This window comes from Lentzea kentuckyensis (assembly GCF_002150765.1).
Classification (GTDB): Bacteria; Actinomycetota; Actinomycetes; order Mycobacteriales; family Pseudonocardiaceae; genus Lentzea; species Lentzea kentuckyensis.
This window is the reverse complement of the sequence record NZ_MUYM01000008.1, coordinates 35,471-55,269: the sequence shown is the minus strand read 5'-3', so window position 1 is coordinate 55,269 and position 19,799 is coordinate 35,471. Positions and strand designations below refer to the sequence as shown.

The following is a 19,799-nucleotide window of genomic DNA, read 5'->3' as shown; positions in this document are numbered from 1 at the left end:
CGACCGGCGAGCCGGTCGAGCTGTTCGGCGACGGCTTCGGCGGGATCGACGGCACGATCGGCCGCCCGCCGCGGCCGCTGCAGCTCAAGGGCCCGCCCCAGGCAGGCCAGGCCGGCGCCGCCGCGGTGTACGAGTCCGCCGTGGTCGCCCACGAGAAGGCCGTCAGATTCGGGTTCGGTGACGTCGAGACCCACATCACCGCCCCCAACGTCACCAGAGCCGAGGTCGCCGCGGAGTTCGCCCGGCAGGGCAGGCCCGCCAGCTACATCGGCGGTGGCGCCGTGCGCAGGGTCGTCGTCTACTGCAAGAACGGCGAGATCTTCGTGCCACCGAGCACCGCCGTCGTGCCACCGCCGATCCACGTGGACGCCGGCAAGGACGAGGCCCGCGCCCCTGCGAGTGCGGGTGCGGCCGATGTCCTGTCTCGATCTACGTGATGCACAGACCTGCCCTCTGACCTGCACGGAATCAGATCCATTGAGACTCCTGGCGTGGCAATCTCTCTGTGTACCTGATCCGGACGGAATCGGGAATGAGCAACATCGGCATGGAATTTGCCAGCCGAGTCGTCGGCCGACCTCGGCGAACGCGGCGCGTTTGCCAGCGAAGAGGTTGGCCCGCTCGACATCGATCCCCGCGTAGACGAACGTGGCGGGAATCCGTTCGGAGAAGTACTTCAGCAGGTCGGAGACCTCGGCGCCGGAGCGGGTCGCGAGGTGGGTGGGTCCATGTCGGCTCAGCCCGAACGCAGCTCGGGCGGCTGAAGGTCCTGATGAACCCACCGCGCCCAAGCTTCCTTGGTAGTCAACGGCTCATCTGGCTGTGGATCGAACGACGACGATTCGGGCGTCATGGCCATCGCTGTGCCTCCGCTCGCGCGTCGAACACTCCGAACGGAATCACCGTTCCCAGCTCCTCCTCATCGACGACGCTGTCGTCGTCGAACTCCTCGTCGACCGCCGCGAGCTCAACAGGCTCGATCATGGGCCGCGCTGCAGCACGGGTGCGCGCGGCGACCCGCCGGTCCGCAGGCTCCGTGGCGGGTCGGCCAGCCGCCGATAGGGCAGCACGGACGCGGACATCTTCAGCGCCTCCACCCAGCCGGGCCGCATAGGCTCGGGCACCAGCATCCGTGCCAGTAGCAAGGAAGCATCGACGGCCTTTGTCCCCATTGGACGAAGAACAGCCGCGCAGATCGTGCGCGTGGCGACGTCGACAGCCGCTGTGTGTTCGACCCGCGGGCCTGGCCGTCGTCGAACACGGCCATTACGTCCAGGGAAGTGGAGTCGATCTGGACCTGCTGCCCAGGCCGAGCCGCCCACGACACGGTGAATGGCCCTCCGGGACGGTTGGCGGTGGAACGTCGCGCCGTCGCGGTGCCGAAGGTGTGCTGACCAGCCGACATTTTGGTGATCAGGCGGTGAAAGACCGCCTGTGACGGCAGCGGCACGATCTCGTCACCGTGCCCCTCCGCCAGGATGCTCTCGACCTTCCGGTGGAGCCGATCTCTGGTGCCAGTCGATCGGTTCACCTCGCCGGCCAGAGCCTCTTGGATCGCATCGACGACTCGATCGTCGGTCCGTCCGTGTGGCGAGCTCTGTCGTCGACTGCGCCCGTCGACCAGCCCCGCAGCCCCTCGGCGCGGTAGCGGTGCCGCATCCGCTGCACGGTGATCGCGCTGGTCGGGCGGCCCGCAGCGGTCAACTCGGCTGCTCCGCGTCAGCGGGCTGGGTCACGTTCGATCTCCATCACGGTGGCGAGACCGATCAGTCAACCAGCCGGCAACCGGCGCTCAAACCGAGTTACAACGTCGTCCCGAACTGGGCAGCTCCTGTCGATCAGGGGATCGTGCTCCACAACGGAGGGGCGCCACTGTGCCGCAGCGGCTTCACCGCCGCCAGTAGACGGCGTCATTCTCGTCGGCGGGAATTGGACAGTGTGATCGCGGCGAGGGTCCCCTCTCCCGCCCGCGATCGAGGCCCGGACCGTGAGGATCACCTCGTCGCGCGCGAATTCGCTGGTGTTGTGGTGGATAACGACCCTTATCCACCACAACACCGTTACGGATGATGCCCTTCCGGCCTCCTGGGTGCGGCAGGGAAGGGAGCGGTCGCTGGCGTGGTTGCGGCCGCCGGGCACAACGTCTGGATCGGTCACTGACATCCGACTCGACAGTTCGTGTGCGCATGCGCTGACATGCCGCTGCGTTTGCGCTGGTCGAGCGCTGACACCACAGCTGCGCGTCACATCGACCCGGCCGCCGCGCACCGCGTGCAGAATTCTGACCTCCGATAACGTTCACTTATCGGAGGTCAGACTTTTCGTGCCCGATTGGGTAGCGTTGCGTTGGATAACGTAACTGCACACGTAATTCTGCTACGATATTGCCGTGGAGACGAGCTGCAACTTCCCCGGCTGCGAACGCCCCGTTTTTCGAGGTGGCGGGCCAGGCAGGCCCTCGGAGTACTGCGACCTGCCGGAGCACACGCGCTGGCGGGCGTGGCGGGAGCGGCAGCGGCTGGCTGAAGCACCCGAGCAAAACCTGGAGGTCGTCACCGTGACGAATCTCCCGAGGGTCTCCGGTACCGCCAAGATCAGGGCCGAAGAGCTCCTCGACCGGTTCCGGGTGCTGTCCGAGCAGATGACGCAGACCCTCGGCCGCGCGGTCGGCGAGCTGAACGCCATGGCGGACCCGAGCGTCGCGGAGAGCCAGATCCAGGCGGCCGAGGCCGAGGCTGCCCGCCGGGTCGCTGAGGCCCAGTCGGAGCTGGCGGCCGCCGAACGGCGCCGGCACGACGCGGAGCGGGCTCGCAAGGTGGCCGAGGAGACGACCGAACAAGCCGTGCGCGCTGCGGAGGAAGCCGACGAGGCGGCGGACACGGCGTTCACCGAGCGGGATGAGGCCCGGGAGGCCGCGCGGGTGGCCGGCGAGCGGGCCGAGGCGGAGATCGCCGAGGTCAGGGTGCAGGCGGCGGCCGTGATCGAAGAGATCCGGGCCGAGGCGGACGAGAAGGTGCGCCAGGCCCTGGAGGCGGCGGAACAGGCGCGGGCGGACGCGGTGAAGCACGCCGAGCAGGCGCGGCGGCAGGCGGCGAAGGAGATCGAGCAGGCGCGTGCCCAGGCCGTTCAGGAGGTCGAACAGGCTCGCGCTGAAGCCCAGGTCGAGGTCGAACAGGCGCACGCGGCTGCGCAGGTGGTGGCTGAGCAGGCTCGGGCCGAGACGGAGTCCGCTGTGCAGGCACGTGCCGATGCGGCCGCCCTGGTCGAGGCGACGCGGCAGGAGGCCACCGAGACGGTGAGTCGTGCGGCCAAGGCGCGTGACCTGGCCGTGGTGCGGGCGGAACGGGCGGAGCAGGCCGCTGCGGATGCCCGTGCGGAGCTGGAACGCTCGCGCGGTGAGTTCGACGCGCGGATCGGGGAGGTCCGGCAGGAGGGTGCCGAGCAGGTGGCGGCGGTGCGGCAGACGTTGGCCGCGGTGGAGGACGCGCGGGCGCAGTTGCTGGCCAGGGCCGAACGGGCGGAGCGGCAGCTTGACGAGACGGCGGCCGAGTTGCGGGCGCTGCGCCGTTAGGGCGGGACGGCGGCCCGTATCCTGATCGGTGATGAACGAGCTGAAGGGCGACTGCGCCAACTGTTTCGGGTTGTGCTGCGTCGCGCTGCCGTTCGCGAAGTCAGCGGACTTCGCGGCCACCAAGGACGCGGGCACGCCGTGTCGCAACCTGCTGGCCGATCACCGGTGCGGCATCCACGACCAGTTGCGGCAGAAGGGTTATCCCGGCTGCACGGTCTACGACTGCTTCGGCGCGGGCCAGCGTGTGTCGCAGACCGTGTTCGGCGGCACCGACTGGCGCACCGGTGAGCGGCAGAAGATGTTCGACGTGTTCCCGGTCGTGCGGCAGCTGCACGAACTGCTCTGGTACCTCGCCGAAGCCCGAAGGCTCGACCCGCACGACGACCTCGACGCCGCTTACGCCGAGGTCGAGGCGCACACGGTCGCGGCGCCGGACGACATCCTGCGGCTCGATGTCGCGGAGGTCCGCGCCAAGGTGAACGTCCTGCTGCTGCGCACGAGCGAACGGCTGCGCAGCAGCGCCAAGTCGTACCGGGGCGCGGACCTGATCGGCGCGCGGCTGCGGAACAAGAACCTCGGCAACGCCGACTTCCGCGGCGCCTACCTGATCGGCGCGGACCTCACGAACTCCGATCTGTCGCGGGCGGACATGATCGGTGCGGACCTGCGGGGCGCCGAGCTCGCCGGTGCGGACCTGAGCACCTGCCTGTTCCTGACGCAACCGCAGGTCAACGCCGCGCGCGGGGACGCCAGGACGAAGCTGCCGGCCACGTTGACCCGGCCCTCGCACTGGAACGCGCCGGCCGGACGCCGCTGAGACGGACGTCCGCTGATTGCTCCGTTTGGCGGGCACGAGCGCGGCCGTCTGCCTACGATCGGAACGCACACCTGATCAATTACGGGGAGGAGGGGGAAGTGCGTTCGACGATCAAGCGCGTCGCGGCCACGGTATTGGTGGTCGCGACGGCACTGGGGTTGACGGTCGCGTCCAGCGGTACGGCACTGGCCTGGGGGCCCGCGTGCCGCAACGGTGAGGTCTCCACGGGGTTCAAGTTCACCGGCGACGGCATCAAGATCCGCACCAGGCCCGTCGGGAACGCGACGGTGCTCGGGCTGGGCTACCGCAGTCACAACCTGGCCGGTGGCAGCCGCAACGGCGACTTCATCTACATCATCGACTGGACCACGAACGTGCGCGGCTGGGCGCCGGGCGCGTACGTGACGTGGCAGTGCGCTGGCCAGACCCATCCAGCGGGCTGACCAGCTCGAACCGTTTGACTGAAATTTCAGTCAGGGTTATCGTCGCGCCATGAACAGGCGCAGCTTCGTGCAGTCGGCGGCAGCCGTCATGAGCGGTCTGCTCGCCGGCTGCACGGACGACACCGGCGGCAGGACGTGGCTGATGCCCGAGGAGGGCGAGCCGCACGCGCGGACGTGGATGGCGTTCGCGGCGAACGAGCGGATCTGGGGCCGTGACCTCGCGCCGCGGGTGAAGCGCGACCTGGCGACGATCGCGACCACGATCGCCCGGTTCGAGCCGGTGTCGATGCTGGTGCGGGCCGACGACTTGGAACAGGCGCGGTCACTGATCGGCTCCGCGAACGTCGAACTGGTGACCGCGGAGCTCGACGACCTGTGGATGCGCGACACCGGGCCGGTGTTCGTGCGGGAGCGGGGCGCGGTCGACTTCAACTTCAACGGCTGGGGCGGCAAGCAGGAGCACCGCCGGGACGCGAAGGTCGCGGCGTTCGTGGCCGGACGCGCCGGGGTCGAGCGGGTGCGCACGGACCTGGTGCTCGAAGGCGGTGCGCTGGAGGTCGACGGCCAGGGCACCGCGATCATCACCGAGAGCTGCGTGCTCAACGGCAACCGCAACCGGGGCTGGACCAAACACGATGTCGAGGAGGAGCTGGCGCGTCTGCTCGGGATCAGGAAGGTGATCTGGCTGCCGGGTATCGCGGGCCAGGACATCACCGACGGCCACACCGACTTCTACGCGCGGTTCGCCGCGCCGGGTGTGGTGGTGGCGGGGCTGGACACCGATCCCGAGTCGTTCGACCACGACGTGACGCGCCGGCACCTGGAGATCCTCAGGCGGGCGACGGACGCCGCCGGCCGGTCGTTGCGGGTCGAGGTGCTGGAGGGCCCGTCGGTCGTGCGGGTGCAGGATCCCGATTTCGCGGCCGGGTACGTCAACTTCTACGTGTGCGACGGTGCCGTGATCGGGCCGGAGTTCGGTGACGCGCGGGCGGACGCGGCGGCGAAGGCGACGATGGAGCGGCTGTTCCCGGGACGTACGGTGGTGCAGATCAACATCGACGGCATCGCGTCGGGTGGTGGCGGCATCCACTGCGCCACCCAACAGGAACCCAGGTGAGGACACAGTGTCGGAGCGCAGGACCCAGATGCTCGAGGCGGCGGTGCGGGTGATCGCGCAGGACGGCGTGCGCGGGTTGCGCGTCGAGAAGCTCGCGGCCGAGGCCGGGGTGTCCACGGCGTTGATCTACTACCACTTCAGGGACCGCGCCGGGATCCTGCGGGCCGCGCTGGAGCACGTGAACCACCGCGCGCAGACCTACGCCTCGGCCCCGGCGTCGGACGATCCGCGCACGCGCGTCGAGCAGATGTTGCTGGGCGAACTGCAGGACGTCGACCTCGTGCGCGAGACCAGCGTGGCGTGGGGTGAGCTGCGGGCCAGCGCGGCGTTCCACGAGGAGCTGCGCTCGACGTTGCTGGCCACCACCGACGCCTGGAACGCCGACGTCGAAACCCTGGTGCGCCAGGCGAATCCCGACGTGGACGCGGCGGCGGTCGCGGAACGGCTCACCGCGCTCGTCGAAGGCCTGAGCGAACGCTGGCACAGCGGCTCGACGACCCTGGAACGGGCGCGTGAGCTGCTGTCCGGCGCGATCGCCCGTGAACTCGGCTAGACCGACAACCGTTGCTGGGCCACGGCGCGCGCGAAGCCCTCGACGTTGTCGATCATGATGTTGTGGCCGGCGTTGGGCACGGAGACGATCTGCACACCGGCCGCGGTGAGCTCGCGTGCCCCGCGTGGCGGTGCCTCCTCGGGGTGCAGGAAGACGCGCGGGATCTCCAGCTCCAGCAACAGCTTGCGCATGGTCGGCGAGGTGCCGCGGATGAGGTCGACGGCGCTGCGGTAGAGGGCTTCGCGCCCGGCCATGCGCATGGTCGCCGCCCAGTGCGGTCCGACGTCGCGCAGCACGCGCTCGAAGCCGTGCGAGAGGAAGTCGGCCTCACCGTAGGCGGCGATGCCCCGGCTGCCGGGAGCACCGAGCGCGGGCGTGGCGGGGTCGACGTGGGGGTCGACGAGAACGAGCGAGCGCACCATCTCGGGGTGCCGCGCGGCCAGCACGATGGCGACGGCGCCACCCATGCTGTGCCCGATGATCTCGCTGCGCCGCAGGCCGATCTTGGCCAGCGCCACCGCGAGCGCGTCGGCGTGGCCCTCCAGCGAGTAGGCGAAGCCGGTCGGGCGGTCGCTGATGCCGAACCCGAGCAGGTCCATCATCAGGCTGCGGCGCCCGGCCAGCAGCGGGTGCGCGACGGCCTCGGCGTAGTACGGCGCCGATGACGCGCCGAGCCCGTGCAGGTACACGCGGGCAGGTGTCGCGCCCGGCACTTCCACCCAGCGGATCCGGACCCCAGGTCTGATCTCGACGGCGCGCATGTCTCTCCCCGCGTGAATTCGGATTGCCGGACCCTACCCCGCGTACACGGCGATTGAGACCGGTTTCGAGAGCCGTTTCTCATCTAGTCGACTACGCGTGCCGAGAGCGCTACGAACAACAGCGTCACGGCGGTGAACACGAGGGTGTAGCTGAATCCTATGACCGCGTGCAGCGGCCGCGAACGCGCTCCCTCGCACAACTGGAGCTGCCAGTACCCGGCGCCGAGGCCGAAGATCAGCCAGGGCACGACGACCAGCGGGTCCGTTGGCCCGCCGAGGATTGCGGCGACCGCGAACGGGGTCGCGGCGGTGAGGATCGCGGTGCCGGCGGCGATGATCCGCGGCTTCTCGGTGGGTTCGCCGGAGACGTGTCCGGCCGCCGTCGCGATCACGGTGGCGAGCAGTGCGGCGGTGGTCAGCAGGCCCAGCAGCCACAGGCTTTCGGGGCCGGCGGTGGTGACCGGGATGAGGGCGACCGCGATGAGCAGCACGGCGGCGGTGGGTGCCAGCGGCAGCACCCAGGCGTGGCGGAGGGTCACCCGCGTGATGCTCGCTCATGCGCGCGTTGATCGGCAGCGGCCGAACGGTGTCACTCAGCCGCTGTCTTGCCGTTCGCTTACGAACTGGGGTAACCGTTGTCGGCCCGGCGTCTGTTCTCAGGGGGGTCTGACGGTGACAAGTCCGAAGGCGTTCGTGGTCATGCCGTTCGCGCGGGAGTTCGACGACATCTGGACCGAACTGCTCAAGCCGGCACTCGAACGGGCGGGCTTTGTCGCGACCCGCGCCGATTCGGTGCTGAACCAGCGGAACATCCTGCAGGACGTCGTGCTCGGGATCGGTGAGGCGTCCCTGATCATCGCCGATCTGACCGGCCTGAACAGCAACGTGATGTACGAGCTCGGGCTCGCTCACGGCCTGCGGCGCCGAGTTGTGCTGATCACCCAGAACCTGGACGAGGTGCCGTTCGACCTGAGGGCGTACCGGGTGATCGAGTACTCGACGAGATTCGGCCGCAGTGACGGCCTGGTCTCCGTCATCACGGAGATCGCCGGCAATCTGTCCCAGCTCGGTTTCGGCAGCCCGGTCACGGATTTCTGGAACCCCGACCTGCACGCGATCGAGGCCCAGGACGAGGCGGAGCTGTCCTTGGCGGCGCGCTCGGTGGCACCTGCCGACGTCGAGGCGGCCATGGCGTTGACCGAGGCCTCGATGCGGACACTCCTCTCGCTCGCCACGACCGCGGTCGAACCCATCGGCACCGACACGGCCACGCTGGTCGGGCTGGCCACCGTGCTGCAGCCGGACGAGCCGCCGGTCGGCAAGCCCGGGCTCTTCCGCCGGCGCGCTCGCGAGAACGACGTGGCCGTGGCCGAGCGGGAGATGGCGTCGTGGATCACCGCGCTGGGTGCGCGCCTCGAGGAGTACCTCGCCGACATGACGCGCGAGCTGGAGAAGATCGCTCACGGGGTGAGCACCATCGCCTTCGCGGACCGGCTGGACTTCCCCTCAGCCGTCGTGACGCTGAACAGGTGGCGGATCTCCGTCCCCGACCAGCTCGAGAGAATCGGCAAGGCGGAGACGAGTCTGCGCCGGTTCGCCATGGGGTGCGAGTCGCTCGGCGCGGACTACCCGTTGATCCGGCGGGCCAGCGACCGGGCGGGCGTGCCGCTGTGGGCGATGGTCGACCGTTACGTGAGCGCTCAGGCGCAGCTGTCGCGGCTGGAGAGCCTGCTGGAGACCAAACCGGCCCCGGCCGCGGGCCAGTAGCTCAGGTCAGGCCGAGCGCGGCGCACGCGGCTGTCACCGTCGCGGCCCGCAGCTCGTCGACCGGCGCGTCGGGGAACTGCATGGTGCAGTCCTGCATGCCGCCGAACGCCAGCACCGCGCGTGCCTGCTGTTCCAGGGTCGGGGTGGGGCCGAAGACCAGGCGGGTGAGGCGGGCGCGCCAGGCCAGCACGACGTCGATCAGGCCGAGTTCGGCGAGCGTGGTGAGCTCGGAGAGCAGTAGCAGCATGTCGGCGCGGTGGCGGTAGTGGAAGTCGAAGAAGCCCTCGACGAGGTCGAGGGGCGAGACCTCGGCGCGGGCCTCCATGCGGGTCAGGAACCCTTCGCCGTCGTCGAGCAGCGGGGTGACGATGCTGCGGATCAGCTCGTCGCGTGAGGCGAAGTGGTAGTAGAGCGCGGGTTTGGTGATGCCGAGGCGGTCGGCGATCTCCTGCAGGCTGGTTTGCTGCACGCCCTTGGTGGCGAACAGGTCGCGCGCGGTCTGCAGGATGCGCTGTTTGGTGTCGGACGGTCGGGCCACGCGCCGAATCTTACTTAACAGTCGGTAAGTCTGAGGTGTAGGCTCGCCGACGAGTGACTTACCGACCGTTAAGTAAGGGGGTGTGACGTGCGGATACTGGTTTCCGGAGCGAGCGTTGCGGGGCCGGTGCTCGCGTACTGGCTCACGCGGTACGGGCACGAGGTGACGGTGGTGGAGCGTTCGCCGGTGCTGCGCAAGACCGGTGGGCACGCGGTGGACCTGTTCAAGCCGGCGATGGACATCTCCGAGCGGATGGGGGTGTCGCCGCGCATCGAGGCGTTGGCGACGGGGACGCAGCGGCTGACGTTCCTGCGCGAGGGGACGCGCCGGCCGATCAGCGCGGACGTGACGAAGCTGTTCGCGGCGGCGTCGGATCGGCACGTCGAGGTGATGCGTGACGATTTGAGCGAGATCTACTACGACGCCACGCGCGCCGGGGTCGAGTACGTGTTCGGCGACTCGATCACGTCGGTCGGTGAGGACGGCGCGGTGACGTTCGAGGTGGGCTCGCCCAGGCGGTTCGATCTGGTGATCGGGGCGGACGGGTTGCATTCGAACGTGCGGCGGCTGGTGTTCGGGGAGGTCGCGAAGACGTTCGTGGGCGCGTATCTGGCGGTGTTGTCGGTGCCGCGGGAGCTGGGGGTGCCGGGCGCGATGACCGGGCACATCGGGCCGGGGCGCAGTGCGGCGGTGTACGGGGCACGGCACCTGGACGACGCGCGGGCGGTGTTCCTGTTCCGCAGCGCCGAGGAGCTCGAGTACCACCATCGGGACGTGGCGCGGCAGAAGGAGCTGTTGCGGCAGGCGTTCGCCGGGCTGCATCCGCGGGTCGACGAGTGGATGTCCTACCTGGACGGCGACGGCGCGTTCTACTTCGACTCGATCACGCAGCTGCGCAACGACACCTGGTCGCGCGGACGGGTGGCGCTGGTCGGGGACGCCGCGTACTGCCCTGGTCCGGCGATCGGCGGGAGCACGAGCCTGGCGGTGCTGGGCGCGTACGTGCTGGCCGGTGAGTTGTCGGTGGGTGACGATCATCAGGCGGCGTTCGCGCGGTACCAGGACCAGATGCGGGAGCTGGTGGTGGCGAGCCGGGCGCTGGCGCTCGGGGTCGCGAAGACGCTGATCCCGTCGACGCGGGCCGGTGTGTGGGCGTTGACGCGGGGTGCGCAGTTGCTGACGTCGTTGCCGTCGTGGGTGGTGCGGCCGGTGGCGAAGCTCAACTCCAACGGTGTGCGGCTGTACGACTCGATGCGGGTGAAGGACTACGAGCGTCAGGGCGCCGGCGTACCGGCGCCCTGACGGCTCAGGCGGGAACCGCGGGGGTCAGAACTGCAGGCTCCACTTGTCGAGGAACCCGGTGTCCTGGTTGGCGTTGTCGTTGACCCTCAGCTGCCAGGTGCCGTTGGCGACCTCGCTGGAGGCGTTGACGGTGTAGGTGGTGTTGATGTTGTCCGTGCCGCCGCCGGTGCGGTTGTGCAGGATGTAGACGGTGCCGTCCGGGGCGACCAGGCTCACCTGCAGGTCGCCCTGGTAGGTGTGCTTGATGTCCACGGCGACCTTGAGGGTGGCCGGGGCGTTGCCCGTCACCTCGGACACCGCGATCGGGGAGTTGATGGTGCTGTTGTCCGCGATCTGGAAGTCCGTGGTGTTCTCGAAGTACTTGCCCGGCTGCGGCGGGGTGCCACCGCAGTACTGCGCTTCCTTGCCGATCGCCTCGTACGGGCAGTCGGCGCGCTCGAGCAGTTGCAGCACGGCTTCCTTGTTGCGGGCGGTCTGCTCCGGGATGACCTCGTCGGGCGGGTAGAAACCGCCGCCGGAGCCGGAGCTGCCGGGGTACATCTCGAAGGTGTAGGCGAAGACGCCCTGCGTGCCCCACAGCCAGTCAGGGATCGACCCGTCGGTGATGTACAGGTCGCTGGACTGCTCGGGCGTGTAGCCGTTGCTCTGCGCCATCGACTGGCCGATGGTGGCGAACGTGTCGCGCTGGTCCTGGGTCAGGCCGGGCGCGACGTCGTCGTAGGTCCAGCCCCACGGCCACAGGATGAGCTGGCTGTAGGTGTGGAAGTCGATGGACGAGGTGATCTGCTGCTTGCCACCGACGTTGCGGCCGCGCACGAAGTCGGCCACGACCTTGACCTCGGGCGCGGACTCCGCGCTCGGCCCGCGGTAGGTGTCGGAACCGGTGCTGCCCGAGGAACCGCCGCAGCAGCCCCACTTGTAGCCCCAGTTGCGGTTGAGGTCGGTGCCGACGTTGCTGGAACCGGCGTTGGGCTGCCGGTTCTTGCGCCACGACCGGTAGCTGCCGGTCGCGATGTCGTACTCGCCGCCGTCGGGGTTGACGTCCGGGATGATCCAGATCTCGCGGGTGTTCACCAGGTCGGTGAGCCGCGCTTCGCTGCCGTACTTGGTGGTGAACTCCTTGACCAGGTACAGCGCCATCTCGACGGTGAGGTGCTCACGGGCGTGCTGGTGGTGCGTGAACAGCACCTCCGGCTCGTTCTCGTCGACGCCGACGTTGTCGCTGATCTTGAGCGCGATGATGTCGCGGTTCTCGTAGGACTTGCCGATGACCTGCTTGCTGAGGATGTTCGGGTAGGCCGCGACCGCGCTGTTGATCTCGGCGGTCATCTCGGCGTAGTTGTGGTAGTTCGAGTCCGCGGCGGGGAAGTCGAACGGCCCGATCTCGGCGTTCGCCTCCATCCGCTTGGGCAGCTCGGCGACCTCGAAGCCCTGGGCCTTGAGGTTCTTCACCTCGCGCTCGGTCGCGGTGATCACGACGATGCCGTGTTCCTCGACCGAGTCGATCGCGGCACCGGACCGCGCGACCTTGGAGCGCTGTTCAGCGGTGCGAACGTTGCTGACCTGGTAGTTCGTCGTCGTCTCTGCCTTGTCGGGGGCGGCGCCGGTGGGCACCCCTCCCATCGTGAACACGACACTGGCGGCGACCGTGACCCCGATCAGGGGTCTGAGATGGCTTTTTCGCATGCAGGGCAACCCTTTCGTACCACGGCAGGGACATGGCACCGCCTTGTGTAGTCCGTGTGAAGGCTCACTGTCATCCCGCCATCCGTATGGGCTTGGCTGGCGAGATGACGCGCTACGACGCTGTGGAGGCTGCCTCGTACCGGGTGGCCCGTGAGATTTCGCTGGTGGGGTTGTCGTCGTGGCGGGACGCGGTGGCGCCGTATTTCCGGCCGGGCCGCACGGTGCTGGACCTGGGCGCCGGGACCGGGTTGTTCGTGCGGGCGTTCGCGCAGTGGTTCCCGGACGTGTCCGTGATCGCGGTGGAGCCGTCCGCCGACATGAGGGCGGCGTCCGGGCTGCCGATGCTCTCGGGCGACGCGGAGTCGATCCCGGTGCCGGACGGATCGGTGGACGTGGTGTGGATGTCCACCGTGGTGCACCACGTGCGTGACTTGCCGGCCGCGGGGGCGGAGTTGCGGCGGGTGCTGCGTCCGGGCGGGGTGGTGGTGTTGCGGTCGTTGTTCCGGGAGCGGCATTCGGGGATCGGGTTGTTCCGGTTCTTCCCCGAGGCGGTGCGGGCGCTGGACGGCTTTCCGACGGTGGCGGAGGTGGCCGGCGGGATGGGGTTCACCGTCGAGCGGCTGGAGCCGGTCGCCCAGGTGACGGCGGAGTCGTTGGCGGACAAGGCGTCGACCGTGCGGTGGGAGGCGGACACGTTGCTGCGGTCGCTGTCGGAGCGGGAGTTCGAGGCGGGCCGGGCGCGGCTGGAGGAGGCCGCGGCGGTGGAGACCGGGCCGGTGGTCGATCACCTGGATCTGCTGGTGCTCAAAACTGTCGGTGCTGTCTGAGACGCTGCTCGTCGTGGATCTCATCGACGAGAAAGCCCTGCTGCACCGGTTCCTGGAGGCGGCCCGCTCGGCGTTGCTGTGGAAGCTCGACGGCTTGTCGGAGTACGACGTGCGCCGCCCGGTGACGCCGACCGGCACGAACCTGCTGGGGCTGGTGAAACACGCGGCCGGGGTGGAGCTGAACTACTTCGGCCGCGTGTTCTCCCGGCCGTTCCCGGAGCCGCCGCTGTGGTCGACCGCGCAGGCGTTACCGGCGTCGGACATGTACGCCTCGCCCGAGGAGTCGCGCGAGTCCGTGGTGGCGTTCTACGCGCGGGTGCGGGAGTTCGCGGACGCGACGATCGCGGCGTTACCGGTGGACGCGCCGGGGGTGGTGACGTGGTGGTCGCCCGGCCGGCGCGAGGTGACGCTGCGGCAGGTGCTGGTGCAGGTGTCGATCGAGCTGCACCGCCACGCCGGGCACGCGGACGTGGTGCGGGAGCTGATCGACGGCGCGGTCGGCATGCAGGACGGCAACTCGAACATGCCCGCCGTGCCCGAGGAGTGGTGGGCCGGGCACCGCGCCCGGCTGGAGGAAATCGCCGTCGCCGCGGGCCGGGCTCTGCGAGGCTGAGCGGCATGGCATCGGATCCGAAAGCCGACCTGCACCGCTACCTGACGGTGGCCAGGGAGGCCGTTCGCTGGAAGCTCGACGGGTTGTCGGAGTACGACGTGCGCCGGCCGTTGACGCCGACCGCGACGAACCTGCTGGGCCTGGTCAAACATCTCGCGACCACCGAGCAGGAGTACTTCGGCGCCTGCCTGGGCCGGGAGTTCGGCGAGAAGCTGCCGTGGGCCGACCAGTACGACACCGACCCGAACGCGGACATGTTCGCCACCGCGGACGAGTCCCGCGAGGACATCCTGGCGCTGTACGCCCGTGTCGCGGAGTTCTCGGACGCGGCGATCGCGGAGCTGCCGCTGGAGGCGCCGGGGGTGGTGCCGTGGTGGCCGGAGGAGCGTCGTTACGTGACGCTGCACCTGCTGCTGGTGCACATGATCGCGGAGACGAACCGGCACGCCGGGCACATGGACGTCCTGCGGGAGGGCCTGGACGGTGAGGCCGGGTTGCGGGAGGGGCTGTCGAACCTGCCGTCGGTGGACTGGGCGGCTCATCGGGAACGGGTGGAGCTGGCGGCGCGGGAGGCGTCGGGTCAGGCGTGAGCTCACGTCCTGGGAAAGGCCGCTGACAGGGGGCGCGCGACGATCAATACTGCTGAGCATGGGTAAGGAATACGAGCGCATCGAGCCGCGGCTGTGGGAGTTCATCGAGAACCAGAAGGTGTTCTTCGTGGCCAGCGCTCCGCTGGCGGGCGACGGTCACATCAACCTCTCGCCCAAGGGCCGGCGGGGCACGCTGCGGATCCTCGACGACCGCACGCTGGCCTACCTCGACTTCGGTGGCAGCCACGCCGAGACGATCGCGCATCTGCGGGAGAACGGCCGCATCACGTTGATGTGGTGTGCGTTCGACGGGCCGCCGAACATCGTGCGCGTGCACGGCCGTGGTGAGCCGGTGTACCGCGACGACCCGCGTTTCGCCGAGCTCGCCGCGGGGTTCGGCGACGCGGACGGGCCGGCATTGCGGGCGATCATCGTGGTCACCGCCGAGCTGATCAGCGACACGTGCGGGTTCGCGGTGCCGTTCATGGACTACCGCAGTGAGCGCGACCTGCACGCGGACTACTTCGGCCGCAAGAGCGACGAGGAGTTCCGCGAGTACACGGGGAAGAAGCCGTACAACATCGAGAGCATCGACGGTCTGCCCGCGGTTCCGCTGCCGTTGCCACCCCGCTGAAAAGTTCTTGGCCGTGCGATGTCGAGAACGCGCGGCGGGCTCCGTCCCCGGGGTGACGACGACGAGGGAGACCCGAGATGCACAAGGACGAGATCGCCGAGGTGCTCGACCGGCCGCTGAGCAGGGAGCTGCTGGCCCGCGACCTGACCCGGCTGGCGTACGTGGCCAAGGACGGCACGCCGCGCAGCATCCCGATCGCGTTCACCTGGAACGGCGAGCAGATCGTGTTGTGCACGTCGAAGAACGCGCCGAAGCTGCACTCGTTGCGGGCGAACCCCGCGGTGGCGCTGACGATCGACACCGAGGTGCACCCGCCCAAGATCCTGCTGATCCGCGGCACGGCGGAGCTGGACCCGGTCGACGGCATCCCGGAGGAGTTCCTGCGGATGAACGGCAGCTACGAGATGTCGCCGGAGCAGCGGGTGGAGTGGGAGCGCGAGGTCCGCTCCCTCTACGACGACGGCATGGTCCGGGTCGTCGTCACGCCGACGTGGGCGAAGCTGATCGACTTCGAGACCACCCTGCCGACGCCGGTGCAGGAGCTGGCGGAGCGGCGGTCAGCTCGACAGGAAGCGGTCTAGGACGCGGACGCCGAACTCGAGGCCCGCGACGGGGACGCGTTCGTCCACGCCGTGGGCCATGGAGCGGTAGTCGAAGCCGGTGGGCAGCAGCAGTGGCGAGAACCCGTAGCAGTGGATGCCGAGCTGGCTGAAGGCCTTGGCGTCGGTGCCGCCGCCCAGGCAGTACGGGACGACCACGGCGGCGGGGTCCTCGTCGCGCAGCGCTTCGGCCATCGACGCGAACCACGTGGTGTCCACGGGTGCTTCGACCGGTGGCTGGTGTTCGAGGAACTCCCGCGTGACGCCGTCGGACAGCAACGAGTCGATGGTCGCTTCGAGTTCGTCGACGGTGCCGGGCAGGGTGCGCACGTCGAGCTGGGCGGTCGCGGTGCCGGGGATGACGTTGACCTTGTACCCGGCCTGCAGCATGGTCGGCGTGGTCGAGCAGCGCACGGTGTTCTCGACCAGTTTCGCGGCGGGGCCGAGGCGGGCGATCGTGGCGTCGACGTCGTCGAGGTCGACCTCGACGCCCAGTGCCTTGCCCGCGCCCACCAGGAACGCCTCGACGGTCGGCGTGAGCCGGACGGGGTGCTCGTGGGCCGCGATCCGCGCCAGTGACGTGACCAGCGCGGTCACCGCGTTCTGCGGGTTGCGGCGGGAGCCGTGCCCGGCCCGGCCGGTGGCGGTGAGCTTCATGTGCGAGGTGCCGCGCTCGGCGGTCCCGATCGGGTACAGCCGGGTGCCCTCGACGTCGAAGGAGAACGCGCCGGACTCGCTGATGGCCGCCTCGACGCCGGCGAAGTAGCCGCCGTGGTGTTCGACGAGCCAGTGCGCGCCGTATTCGCCCTGGTCCTCCTCGTCGGCGACGAAGGCCAGCACGATGTCGCGGCGTGGCCGGCGGCCTTCGACGTGCCAGCGGTTGATCACCGCGAGGGTCATCGCGGCCATGTCCTTCATGTCGACCGCGCCGCGGCCGTGCACGAACCCGTCGCGGATCTCGCCCGCGAACGGGTCGAAGCTCCACTCGGCCGGGTCGGCGGGCACGACGTCGAGGTGCGACTGGACCAGCAGGGCGGGCAGGTCCGGGTCGGTGCCGTGGATGCGCGCGAGGACGTTGGTGCGCCGGGGCGCGGGTTCGAGCAACGTGGGCGGCACGCCGTTGTCCTGCAGGATCGCGGCGACGTGCTCGGCGGCCTCCCGCTCGCCCGCGCTGTCGCCGCCTCCGCGGTTGGTCGTGTCGAAGCGGATGAGCCGCGCGCACAGCTGCGCCACGTCCAGCGTCATGCCGTCACCCTACGCATCAGCGCGCAGTGCTTTTTGTCGCCGGGCTTTGTCGCCGGCGTTCATCCGTAGATTCCCTCGATCGCGCCGGCGGCGACGTGGGTGACGATTTTGAAGGCTTTCATGGCGTCGGTCATCGACGCCGCGTCGAACCCGACCCGGCGTGGCCCGACGAGGTCGACGGTCGGCACGACGGCGGCGGCGTCGGCGAGGTGGGTGGCGTCGAACTCGACCTCGATCCGATGCGCCGACACCACGCCCTCGGTCCGCCCGGCGGACGCCATCGCCGCGGTGGCCGCTTCTGTGATCTGTGAAAAAGCCACCGCGGGCGGCAGGCACACGGCCGCGTAGCGCGACACGCACTCCTTCACCGCGACCAGCCTGGCGCCGGGCGCGTAGTCCGCGGCGTCGGCGCAGGTCAGGTCGTCGCCGGTGACCAGCAGCACGGGAACGCCGTACTCGGCGGCCAGCGCGGCGTTGAGACGTCCCTCGGAGGCGGGCAGGCCGTCGAGCCACACGCCGGTGATCGAGTTCTCCAGGTAGGTGTGCGCGAGCACGCCCGGTGAGCCCGCGCCGGTGTGGTAGCCGAGGAAGACCACGCCGTCCACGCCGCTGTCGACTCCCTGCATCATCGACAGCGGTTTGTGCCGGCCGGTGAGCAGGCGCGCCTCGGTGTGGAGGTCTTCGAGCAGCAGGTTTCGTTGCGAGGAATGGGCTTCGTTGACCAGGACGTCGTCTGCGCCGCCGGCGACCAGGCCCGCGACGCAGGCGTTGACGTCTCCGGTGAAGACACGCCGAAACCGTTGCCATTGCTCAGTACCGGGCAGCACGTCGCCGGTCCAGGTGACGCCGGTGGCGCCTTCCATGTCCGCCGAGATCATGATTCGCACATCTCGGTAACGTAGCGGTGGGCTGCTGGGGAAGAGGGGTATTTCGTGCGGGTCAAATCGTGCGCGTTGCTTGCAATAGCAACGACACTGGGGTTGTCGGCCGCTCCGGCCACCGCCCAGGCGCAGGCACCGGTGATTCTCAAGGTCGCGATCGTGCAGCAGATCGACTCGATGAACCCGTTCCTCGCGGTGTTCCAGTCGAGCACCGAGATGGGCCGGCTGATGTACGACTACCTGACCGCCTACGCGGCCGACGACCAGCGGGTCACCGAGGGCGTCGCGAACAAGTGGGAACCCTCGGCCGACAAGCTCACCTGGACCTTCAGCGTCCCGGAGGGCAAGAAGTGGTCCGACGGGCAGCCGATCACGGCGCAGGACGTCGCGTTCACCTACAACCTGATGCTGACCGACGAGGTCGCGCGGACCGCGAACGGCAGCTTCGTCACCAACTTCGCCTCCGTCACCGCGCCCGACGACAAGACCGTCGTGATCAAGACCAAGGCGCCGCAGGTGACGATGCTGGCCCTGGACATCCCGATCGTGCCCAAGCACGTGTGGGAGAAGGTCACCAGCATCAAGGACTACGCCAACGACCAGATGCCGGTCGTGGGCTCGGGCCCGTTCGTGCTGACCGAGCACGTGGCCGGGCAGTTCATCAAGCTCAAGACCAACAAGGACTACTGGCGCGGCGCGGCGAAGTACGACGAGCTGCACTTCGTGTACTTCCAGAACTCCGACGCCGCCGTGCAGGCGCTCGCCAAGGGCGAGGTCGACCTGGTCAACCGGATGGCCCCGGCCCAGTTCGACTCGCTCGAGGGCAAGGCGGGCGTCACCCGCAACAAGGCGCAGGGCCGCCGCTTCACCGAGCTGATGATCAACCCCGGCGCGCAGACCAGAACCGGTGAGCCGATCGGTGACGGCAACCCCGCGCTGAAGGACGTGCGGGTCCGGCGGGCGATCGCGCAGGCCATCGACCTCGACGCGCTGGTGTCACGGGTGAACCTCGGCTACGCGGAGAAGGGTGCCGGCCTGGTGCCGCCGGTGTTCGACAAGTGGCACTGGGAGCCCAGCGCGTCCGAGCTGCGCAAGTTCGACCCGGCCGCCGCGAACGCCGCGCTCGACGCCGCCGGTTTCCCGCGCAAGCCCGACGGCACGCGGTTCGGGCTGCGGCTGATCGGCCGGGCCGGCCGCGCCTACGACGAGCAGGCCTCGGAGTACCTGAAGCGGTCGATGAGCGACATCGGCATCTCGCTGGACGTGCGGCTGGTGTCGGACAACCAGCTCAACGAGGCGACCACGGCGGCGACCTACGACCTGGCGTTCTCCGGCTGGGGCACGAACGTGGACCCGGACTTCATCCTGAGCCTGCACACCTGCGCGCAGCGGCCGGGCGCGGACGGCAAGGGCGGCACCACCGACGCCTACTTCTGCGACGAGACCTACGACAAGCTCTACGCGCAGCAGCTCTCGGAGTTCGACGAGGGCAAGCGGGTCGAGATCGTGAAGCAGATGCAGGCCCGCTTCTACGACCAGGTGCCCGCGGTGGTGCTGGCGTACGAGAACGCGCTGGAGGGCTACCGCTCCGACCACTTCGCCCGGTTCACGACGCAGCCCGCGGAGGGCGGCGTGATCATGGCGCAGAACGGCATGTGGGGTTACTACGGCGCCGAACCCGCCGGCCAGGTCACGCAGTCCGGGCGCGGCAAGTGGGCCGGCCTGGCCCTGGGCGGCGCGGTGATCGGCGGTCTGGTGCTGATGACCGTCGTGTACGCGCGCCGGCGCAACGCCACGGCCGGGGAGCGCGAGTAGGTGCGCCTCGCCGGCCGGCTCGGTGGTGCCGCGGTCAGTC

Annotated in this window: 22 protein-coding genes and 1 pseudogene; 14 read left to right on the top strand and 9 right to left on the bottom strand. The window is 69.5% G+C overall.

Annotated features, from left to right (window positions below):
* Positions 1–437: pseudogene (locus B0F77_RS05585) on the top strand (hypothetical protein); the annotation flags it as partial.
* Between the two features lie 412 nt (positions 438–849).
* On the opposite strand, the gene B0F77_RS50490 reads toward B0F77_RS05585, so the two are convergent.
* The 3 genes from B0F77_RS50490 to B0F77_RS48905 all read right to left on the bottom strand — a co-directional run bounded on the left by B0F77_RS50490 (position 850) and on the right by B0F77_RS48905 (position 1,704).
* A complete protein-coding gene (locus B0F77_RS50490) occupies positions 850–984 on the bottom strand; it encodes a hypothetical protein (protein WP_281252470.1) in 135 nt (44 codons plus the stop codon).
* Entirely contained in the window at positions 981–1,172 is a 192-nt protein-coding gene (locus B0F77_RS48910) for a hypothetical protein (RefSeq protein ID WP_211293674.1), read from the bottom strand. The genes B0F77_RS50490 and B0F77_RS48910 overlap by 4 nt, the downstream gene beginning before the upstream one ends.
* Before the next feature lie 355 nt (positions 1,173–1,527).
* Positions 1,528–1,704, bottom strand: a complete 177-nt coding sequence (locus B0F77_RS48905; RefSeq protein ID WP_211293673.1) for a hypothetical protein — start codon at positions 1,702–1,704, stop codon at positions 1,528–1,530.
* Between the two features lie 685 nt (positions 1,705–2,389).
* Between B0F77_RS48905 and B0F77_RS05575 the strand changes: the two genes are divergently transcribed.
* The 5 genes from B0F77_RS05575 (at position 2,390) to B0F77_RS05555 (ending at position 6,501) form a co-directional block, all read left to right on the top strand.
* Positions 2,390–3,571, top strand: coding sequence for a coiled-coil domain-containing protein (locus B0F77_RS05575; RefSeq protein ID WP_143466581.1), 1,182 nt, complete (start codon positions 2,390–2,392; stop codon positions 3,569–3,571).
* Positions 3,572–3,602: 31 nt separating this feature from the next.
* Positions 3,603–4,388, top strand: a complete 786-nt coding sequence (locus B0F77_RS05570) for a pentapeptide repeat-containing protein (protein WP_086661685.1) — start codon at positions 3,603–3,605, stop codon at positions 4,386–4,388.
* A gap of 98 nt (positions 4,389–4,486) precedes the next feature.
* On the top strand, positions 4,487–4,831 hold the full coding sequence (locus B0F77_RS05565) for a hypothetical protein (RefSeq protein ID WP_086661684.1): 345 nt from the start codon (positions 4,487–4,489) through the stop codon (positions 4,829–4,831).
* Between the two features lie 49 nt (positions 4,832–4,880).
* Positions 4,881–5,948, top strand: coding sequence for an agmatine deiminase family protein (locus B0F77_RS05560; protein ID WP_086661683.1), 1,068 nt, complete (start codon positions 4,881–4,883; stop codon positions 5,946–5,948).
* A 7-nt stretch (positions 5,949–5,955) separates the two neighbouring features.
* Entirely contained in the window at positions 5,956–6,501 is a 546-nt protein-coding gene (locus tag B0F77_RS05555; RefSeq protein WP_086661682.1) for a TetR/AcrR family transcriptional regulator, read from the top strand.
* Here the strand turns inward: B0F77_RS05555 and B0F77_RS05550 are convergent.
* Together B0F77_RS05550 and B0F77_RS05545 are read right to left on the bottom strand one after the other, a co-directional pair.
* On the bottom strand, positions 6,498–7,262 hold the full coding sequence (locus B0F77_RS05550; protein WP_086661681.1) for an alpha/beta fold hydrolase: 765 nt from the start codon (positions 7,260–7,262) through the stop codon (positions 6,498–6,500). The two genes, B0F77_RS05555 and B0F77_RS05550, sit on opposite strands and share 4 nt — an antisense overlap.
* A gap of 83 nt (positions 7,263–7,345) precedes the next feature.
* Complete coding sequence (locus B0F77_RS05545) at positions 7,346–7,801, bottom strand: hypothetical protein (RefSeq protein ID WP_086661680.1); 456 nt, start codon at positions 7,799–7,801, stop codon at positions 7,346–7,348.
* Between the two features lie 133 nt (positions 7,802–7,934).
* On the opposite strand from B0F77_RS05545, the gene B0F77_RS05540 reads away from it, so the two are divergent.
* Positions 7,935–9,029, top strand: coding sequence for a hypothetical protein (locus B0F77_RS05540; protein WP_086661679.1), 1,095 nt, complete (start codon positions 7,935–7,937; stop codon positions 9,027–9,029).
* A 1-nt stretch (position 9,030) separates the two neighbouring features.
* Here the strand turns inward: B0F77_RS05540 and B0F77_RS05535 are convergent, their stop codons facing one another.
* Complete coding sequence (locus tag B0F77_RS05535) at positions 9,031–9,567, bottom strand: TetR/AcrR family transcriptional regulator (RefSeq protein WP_086661678.1); 537 nt, start codon at positions 9,565–9,567, stop codon at positions 9,031–9,033.
* An 87-nt stretch (positions 9,568–9,654) separates the two neighbouring features.
* On the opposite strand from B0F77_RS05535, the gene B0F77_RS05530 reads away from it, so the two are divergent.
* Positions 9,655–10,869, top strand: a complete 1,215-nt coding sequence (locus tag B0F77_RS05530) for an FAD-dependent monooxygenase (protein WP_086661677.1) — start codon at positions 9,655–9,657, stop codon at positions 10,867–10,869.
* 24 nt (positions 10,870–10,893) lie between these two features.
* On the opposite strand, the gene B0F77_RS05525 is transcribed toward B0F77_RS05530, so the two are convergent.
* Positions 10,894–12,555, bottom strand: a complete 1,662-nt coding sequence (locus B0F77_RS05525) for a M14 family metallopeptidase (protein ID WP_086661676.1) — start codon at positions 12,553–12,555, stop codon at positions 10,894–10,896.
* Between the two features lie 104 nt (positions 12,556–12,659).
* Here B0F77_RS05525 and B0F77_RS05520 point away from each other — a divergent pair, with 104 nt between their 5' ends.
* The 5 genes from B0F77_RS05520 (at position 12,660) to B0F77_RS05500 (ending at position 15,800) form a co-directional block, all read left to right on the top strand.
* A complete protein-coding gene (locus tag B0F77_RS05520) occupies positions 12,660–13,382 on the top strand; it encodes a class I SAM-dependent methyltransferase (protein ID WP_086661695.1) in 723 nt (240 codons plus the stop codon).
* A 13-nt stretch (positions 13,383–13,395) separates the two neighbouring features.
* A complete protein-coding gene (locus B0F77_RS05515; RefSeq protein WP_086661694.1) occupies positions 13,396–13,995 on the top strand; it encodes a DinB family protein in 600 nt (199 codons plus the stop codon).
* 5 nt (positions 13,996–14,000) lie between these two features.
* Entirely contained in the window at positions 14,001–14,585 is a 585-nt protein-coding gene (locus tag B0F77_RS05510; RefSeq protein ID WP_086661675.1) for a DinB family protein, read from the top strand.
* A gap of 58 nt (positions 14,586–14,643) precedes the next feature.
* Positions 14,644–15,219, top strand: coding sequence for a pyridoxamine 5'-phosphate oxidase family protein (locus B0F77_RS05505; protein WP_086661674.1), 576 nt, complete (start codon positions 14,644–14,646; stop codon positions 15,217–15,219).
* Between the two features lie 77 nt (positions 15,220–15,296).
* Positions 15,297–15,800, top strand: a complete 504-nt coding sequence (locus B0F77_RS05500; protein ID WP_086661673.1) for a pyridoxamine 5'-phosphate oxidase family protein — start codon at positions 15,297–15,299, stop codon at positions 15,798–15,800.
* Here the strand turns inward: B0F77_RS05500 and B0F77_RS05495 are convergent.
* A complete protein-coding gene (locus tag B0F77_RS05495) occupies positions 15,777–17,063 on the bottom strand; it encodes a M20/M25/M40 family metallo-hydrolase (RefSeq protein ID WP_086661672.1) in 1,287 nt (428 codons plus the stop codon). The genes B0F77_RS05500 and B0F77_RS05495 overlap by 24 nt on opposite strands.
* Positions 17,064–17,122: 59 nt before the next feature.
* The gene (locus tag B0F77_RS05490; protein WP_211293672.1) at positions 17,123–17,950 is read right to left on the bottom strand and encodes a M55 family metallopeptidase; all 828 of its coding nucleotides are present in this window, start codon (positions 17,948–17,950) and stop codon (positions 17,123–17,125) included.
* A gap of 45 nt (positions 17,951–17,995) precedes the next feature.
* Between B0F77_RS05490 and B0F77_RS05485 the strand changes: the two genes are divergently transcribed.
* Positions 17,996–19,759, top strand: a complete 1,764-nt coding sequence (locus B0F77_RS05485; protein WP_245847840.1) for an ABC transporter substrate-binding protein — start codon at positions 17,996–17,998, stop codon at positions 19,757–19,759.
* The last annotated feature ends 40 nt before the right edge of the window (positions 19,760–19,799 follow it).